The 6209-nt window shown below is 33.1% G+C and carries 4 protein-coding genes and 1 tRNA gene; 2 read left to right on the plus strand and 3 right to left on the minus strand.

What is annotated here, in order from left to right:
* Window positions 1-215: 215 nt before the first annotated feature.
* Both gpmI and ACOYLP_RS10155 read right to left on the minus strand, forming a co-directional pair.
* On the minus strand, window positions 216-1736 hold the full coding sequence (gene gpmI / locus ACOYLP_RS10150) for a 2,3-bisphosphoglycerate-independent phosphoglycerate mutase (RefSeq protein WP_422856058.1): 1521 nt from the start codon (window positions 1734-1736) through the stop codon (window positions 216-218).
* A gap of 39 nt (window positions 1737-1775) precedes the next feature.
* Window positions 1776-4175, minus strand: a complete 2400-nt coding sequence (locus tag ACOYLP_RS10155; RefSeq protein ID WP_422856059.1) for a DUF5916 domain-containing protein — start codon at window positions 4173-4175, stop codon at window positions 1776-1778.
* A 244-nt stretch (window positions 4176-4419) separates the two neighbouring features.
* On the opposite strand from ACOYLP_RS10155, the gene ACOYLP_RS10160 reads away from it, so the two are divergent.
* Window positions 4420-5127 (plus strand): murein L,D-transpeptidase catalytic domain family protein, encoded by a 708-nt coding sequence (locus tag ACOYLP_RS10160; RefSeq protein WP_422856060.1) that lies wholly within the window; start codon window positions 4420-4422, stop codon window positions 5125-5127.
* Window positions 5128-5273: 146 nt separating this feature from the next.
* Window positions 5274-5346 (plus strand) — tRNA-Gly (locus ACOYLP_RS10165).
* A 30-nt stretch (window positions 5347-5376) separates the two neighbouring features.
* Here ACOYLP_RS10165 and pepE read toward each other — a convergent pair.
* Window positions 5377-6087, minus strand: a complete 711-nt coding sequence (gene pepE, locus ACOYLP_RS10170) for a dipeptidase PepE (RefSeq protein WP_422856061.1) — start codon at window positions 6085-6087, stop codon at window positions 5377-5379.
* Window positions 6088-6209: the final 122 nt, after the last annotated feature.

A 6209-nucleotide genomic window follows, 5' to 3' on the forward strand; every position in this document is an offset into this window, starting at 1 on the left:
TATAGTTTTAACTTAATATTGTTTCTCATTCAGTTTTCTAAGGTTTCTGCCAACTCGTTTATACCCGAAACAAACATTCGCAAAGCCTCCCAAAACGGGTTGTATACACGAAGGTTTGTTTCGCTGTAGCTATCAAATATACCGAATAATTTTTCACTAACACAAGATGCTAACTTCACGGTTACAGTAAAAAACGCCTCAAATAAAGAGAACTTTTATTGTAACAAAGACTTCCCAGTCATGACTTCGGGTTTTTCAATTCCCATTAATTCCAAAATAGTAGGGGCAAGGTCGCCTAAAACACCATCGTGTATTGTTTTTAATTCAGAGTCAACCAAAATTATCGGCACAGGGTTAGTCGTGTGTGCCGTGTTTGGCGAACCGTCTGGGTTTATCATGGTTTCACAATTGCCATGGTCTGCTATTATGAGGATAGTATAATTATTTTCCAGTGCAGCTTCAACCACTTCTTTTACACATTTGTCAACCGCTTCACACGCTTTTATGGCTGCAGCCATAACGCCTGTATGCCCAACCATATCGCCGTTGGCAAAGTTCAAACAAACAAAATCCACTTTTCCTTCTTTAAGCTCAGGAACTAAAGCGTCTTTAAGTTCAAAAGCACTCATCTCGGGTTGTAAATCATAGGTCGCCACTTTGGGAGAGTTTTTCAAGATGCGGCTTTCACCATGAAAAGGTTTTTCTCTTCCGCCGGAGAAAAAGAAGGTAACGTGAGGATACTTCTCAGTTTCAGCAATGCGGATTTGTGTTTTGTTGTGTTTTTCTAATACTTCACCAAGCGTTTCGGTAATGTTGTCTTTGTCATAAATAACGTGCACGTTCTTATAGGTATCATCATAATTAGTCATCGTCACATAATACAAATTCAGTTTGTGCATATTGAATTCATGGAAATCTTTTTGCGACAAGGCTTCGGTCAACTCACGACCTCTATCGGTTCTGAAATTGAAGAATATCACCACATCATCATTTTGAATAGTGGCAATAGGAGTATCATTAGCATCAACAGCCGTTAGCGGTTGTATGAATTCATCAGTAATATTATTGGCATAACTTTCGGCGATGCTGTCAACTAAATTTACAGTGTGTTTTCCAATGCCATTTACGATTAAATCGTAAGCTAATTTTACTCGTTCCCAACGTTTGTCTCTGTCCATTGCGTAATAACGGCCTACAACAGAAGCAATTTTAACGGTTGAATTTTTTATGTAATTTTCTAAATCCTCAATGTATTTTTTTCCTGATTTTGGATCCACATCGCGGCCATCGGTAAAAGCATGAACATAAACCTTTTCAAGACCAAAATCCTGCGAAACATCAATTAAACTGCGAAGATGTGATGTATGCGAATGTACTCCACCATCAGAAACCAATCCTAAAAAGTGGACCGCTTTGTTATTTGCTTTAGCATATTGAAAGGCATCAATCAAAGGTTGTTCTTGGCTCATGGTTTTATGAGCAACAGCCAAATTGATTTTGGCTAAATCTTGATACACAATTCTTCCCGCACCAAGGTTCATATGGCCAACTTCCGAATTCCCCATTTGCCCTTCGGGTAAACCAACGTTTAGGCCATCAGTTCTGAGTTGTGCGTTTGGATATTTTTCGTACAAACTATTTATAAACGGAACATTGGCATTGTCTATGGCGGAAACTTTTGGGTCTGGCGATTTGCCCCATCCGTCCAAAATCATTAAGATTACTTTTTTGTTCATAGCGAATATTTTTTCAAAGATAAATCTAAAATACTAGTTTTAGAAATGTATTCGTTCTTTAGGTTTGGTAAACGACTTGACAAATCGCGAATTTTTTATCGAATTGTAATCAATAAAATAGCGAATACTTATAGAAAAAATATGATTTAAATTATCAGTATCAAAAGCATCTTTAACATTTCGTTCAAATTGATGATTAAAGTCTCTACTAAACAAAAAAGAATTATTTCGATACAAAACAGAGATCTGACTGCCTGGAGCAAACCACCAAGAATAGGATAAGTCTAAATTCCAGGTATTTAAGTTGGAATTTTTATTAATGTTGTAAACTAAATTATCTGTAAGCGTTCCGTCATTTTGAAGGGTTAAATAGTCATGATTTACCGCATAAGACCAATAATGACGAACAGATAAATTTAAGTTCACATTGTTATTTACAGTGTATTTTACCTGAAGTGTATTTGTGTAAGTTATTCTATCTCTTCGAGCAAAAATAGTATTGCTATTTTCATCAAAGTCAACCCAGCCGATGTTTCTGTTTTGTCTGTTAAATCTAAAATCATAAATAAATGATAAATGATCACTAAAACGATATCTCGGGCTAATTAAAAGGCCATAATTTGTTCTGTCTTTTTCATTAAAAAAAGTGATTGAAGGATTAAAATCAAGTGCAAATTTTCTATTGTAATTGGAAGAAAAATATAAAACCGCGCCAAAAGTTTCAGGATAAATTACATATTTTGTTTGATCAACTGAACGTGGTTCATAAAAATCATAAATAATAAATGGTCTGAAATTAATTCCATAACCAAAATAATCATTTTTTAAATTATTGCTGTTAATGTTAATGTTAAAATTGTTATTCTGAATTTTGCCGCTTTTGTTGTCAAATTCAGAGTATGCATTCAGGTTAAATCTAAAACTATTGAATAGTTTCGTTGGGTTTAAAATTCGATAACTGGTATTTCCATAAAAAGAATGATAATGAGTTTGAAAGTTAATGCCTAAATCATTATTGTCAAAATCATTAGAAACATAATTTCCACCGAAACCATAACGATATTTTCCTTTTGTTTTGTTGAATTCGGCAAAAGTTTTAAAACCATTTGTATCATTAACATCATTAATAATACTGTATAAAAAATTACCTTGAAATTGATAAGAGTTCGCCCTAGTGTTTAAATCCCAAACCAAACCAGAAACATTAGCATCGCGGAAATCGCCATTTCGGGTTACATTCGTATTTACAAGCGAGACGGACGAATTTGTTCTAAAACGTTGATCAAGCACAAACACATTATAATTAGTTAATGGTGCCAAAGTAGCTGATCGGCTTTCGCCGGTGTCGTTATTCTTCACAACAACATTTGTGTTTTCAGTAACCGAGTTTAAAACGCCTATTCCTAAACCACTTTTGGTTCTTCCCGAAACTTTCATACCATTGATAAGTTTTATAGTGCTAGGATATTCTTCAATAGTTTCGTTATCGCCAATTGAAATAGACGGGCTTTCACCTATTCTGCGGGTATAAAGTAAGTTACCTTTATTAAACAAATCTGTACCTTCAGTAAAAAAAGGCCTGTTTTCTGAAAATACTTGTTCAAAAGCACTCAAGTTGAGTTCAACATTATCAAATTTGACTTGCCCAAAATCAGGAATAAGAATAGCGTCTAATGTAAATGCATCATTAATTCCATATTTTAAATCTAATCCACCTCTAATTTCTCCATACGTTTTTTGAGATTTATTACTATTCAAATAAAAAGAAGAATAGGGAATTAAAAACAATCGGGTTGGTGTTTTAATATTTTCAATACCTTCTAAAATTCCAGCTTGATTGGCTTCGTTATTGATGTTGTTATTGATTAAGTTCCAAGAAAATTGTTGTCTGTCTCGTATAATTTCTCTATAAAAATTTAAACCCCAAGTTTGTTTTACATCAGTAGGAAATCGTAAAGCGGCATAAGGAATTTTCATTTCAACTACCCAACCTGATTCGGTAATTGCTGTTTGGCTATCCCAAATGGCATCCCAAGAAAAATCTTCGCCATTATTTTCGGTATACACGCAATCCAATTGTACACCAGCAGCACTAACAAAAAAGCGGAACTCTTGTTGACCATCATTATAACCGTTTAATTGAACGCCAAAATGATCGGCAGTCACAAAATTGTCTCTTAACGTTAATTCTTTTCCAATTTTTGAAGGTTCATTATCATACAAACTAGCAGCAATATAAAGTGCTTCATTAGTATACAACACTTTAACTTCAGATTTTCTTTCGGGTTTTTCGGATTTTCCGTTATCTGGATTAGTCATCAGAAAATCAGTTGCGGTTTCAGCATTTTTCCATGATGCTTCATCAAACTTCCCGTCGATTATTATTTTTTCTGTAGTAGATTTAGTAAGCAGTGTTTTTTTTGAATTTTGACCAAACATCTTGCTTGTAATAAGCAAAATTATGCAAATGAAGTAGCATGAATATTTGGGCATTTGAATTGAGGTTAGTCAAACAAAAGTAAATAATTTAATCAAAATTGCAACTTTTGGAATTAATAAAATCATTCACCTACAATAAGTTAAAAAATTAAGTTTTGCTTAAAAAAAACTAAAATGCAATTATTTTTCAATTTTTAGTATATGTTTGTAACACCAAATCTAACTCTTAAACCTATTATCATCAATGAATTATAAGTATTTTCCTTTGTTTTTTATTGTTCTGTTGATGTCTTTTACCAGTCTTCCGAACAAATCAAACTCCGCTGAGATTAATATTAAAACAGAAACTAATACTGTTTCAAAAAATGTGTCTATTTATAATCAATTAGATGCAAATTCTTTTGTTTTGCCAAGTTTTGATTGTTTCAATTTAGCTTTGGATGGATTTCATTTGTTAAAAGAAAAAGGACTTGTTAAAAAAAATATCTTAACTCTGATTGATTTTAGTTTATCTTCCAACATGAAACGTCTTTGGGTAATTGATTTAGAAAAAAATATTGTTTTGTTCCAAACTTTAGTAGCTCATGGTAGAAATACGGGTGAAGAATTTGCGGAAGAATTTTCTAACCAAGCAGAATCCTTTAAAAGTAGCATCGGGTTTTATGCCACTGGCGAAATTTATGACGGTAAGCATGGAAAGTCTTTAAAATTAGATGGACTTGAAAAAGGATTAAATGATAAAGCTAGAGAAAGAGCTGTTGTAATTCATGGCGCAGATTATGTTTCGGAAACATTTATCAAGCAAAATAAGAGATTAGGTAGAAGTCAGGGTTGTCCTGCCATTCCTGTTGAGATGAATGCAAAAATTATCAAAGTGATAAAGGATAAATCTTGTTTATTTATATATCATCCTTCATTAGCTCAAGAAATACTTTCAAGGTTATCAGCTTAAATTTTTTACCAAAAAAAATGGTTTCCCAACATTTTCATTACAAGTAACTTACAAAGTTGAGTTAAGTTGAATTAATATTGAAATATCTTTTTTTTAAAAAAAACTTGCATCAAAAGGATGTTATTCTATATATTTGCAGTCGCATTGCGGAAGTAGCTCAGTTGGTAGAGCTCCAGCCTTCCAAGCTGGTTGTCGCGAGTTCGAGCCTCGTCTTCCGCTCTAAACCTCAAACGAAAGTTTGAGGTTTTTTTATTTCCACAAAAACGATAGGTCTGTTTCAGACACTAATTCTTCAGGATACTGATTCTGTATAAACAGCCTTGCCGATAAATCTCCTTTTAAAATTATTTTGGAATCAGTTACTTCTAACCAGCTTCCTTCTCGTAATCCTAAAACAGGTGTTTCATTAAAAGCATGAAATTCTTTAATTCTGGTTTCTCGTGTTTCGCCCATATGTTTACTTTGTAAATCAGCGTCGAGATAATGCGGATTTAAATTGAAAGGGATTAATCCCAATGTTTTAAAACTCGGTGGATAAATGATAGGCATATCATTCGTTGTTTGCATTGTCAATCCGGCAATATTGCTCCCCGCACTTGATCCAAGATAGGGTGTTCCGTTTTCTATAACTTTTGCCAGTACTCCCATCACCTTGTTTTGATATAACTGAGTTACCAATAAAAAAGTATTGCCGCCTCCAGTAAAGATTCCTTTAGTATTATTAATCGCCTCTATTGGATTTTCAAATTCATGTAACCCTTTTACTGTTTTATTTATTTTGGCAAAAGCCTTACGAACAGTAGATGTATAATCATCATGCGAAATTCCGCCGGGACGGGCATACGGAATAAAAAGTATGTCATCACACTCTTTGAAGTGAATTTCTAAATTAGGCAATAAGTATTCTAAATAGTTTCCACCATGAATGGTTGACGTACTGGCGAGGATGATTTTCTTCATTAGTATTGAATTGTTTCTTTTAACAAAAGATTATATACTTTTAGTAATCTATACTGCTATTTTTACATCGTAAAATTAGAATAATGAAGTTATTTAAAAGTATAATTATATTTTTATTTTTT

Origin of the sequence: Flavobacterium sp. (genome assembly GCF_049318325.1) — a bacterium.
GTDB lineage: Bacteria > Bacteroidota > Bacteroidia > Flavobacteriales > Flavobacteriaceae > Flavobacterium.

Bases quoted from the DNA above. Each gene is read 5' to 3' on its own strand.
- pepE (WP_422856061.1), bottom strand. From the start codon at position 6,087: ATGAAGAAAATCATCCTCGCCAGTACGTCAACCATTCATGGTGGAAAC.
- ACOYLP_RS10155 (WP_422856059.1), bottom strand. From the start codon at position 4,175: ATGTTTGGTCAAAATTCAAAAAAAACACTGCTTACTAAATCTACTACA.
- gpmI (WP_422856058.1), bottom strand. From the start codon at position 1,736: ATGAACAAAAAAGTAATCTTAATGATTTTGGACGGATGGGGCAAATCG.
- ACOYLP_RS10160 (WP_422856060.1), top strand. From the start codon at position 4,420: ATGAATTATAAGTATTTTCCTTTGTTTTTTATTGTTCTGTTGATGTCT.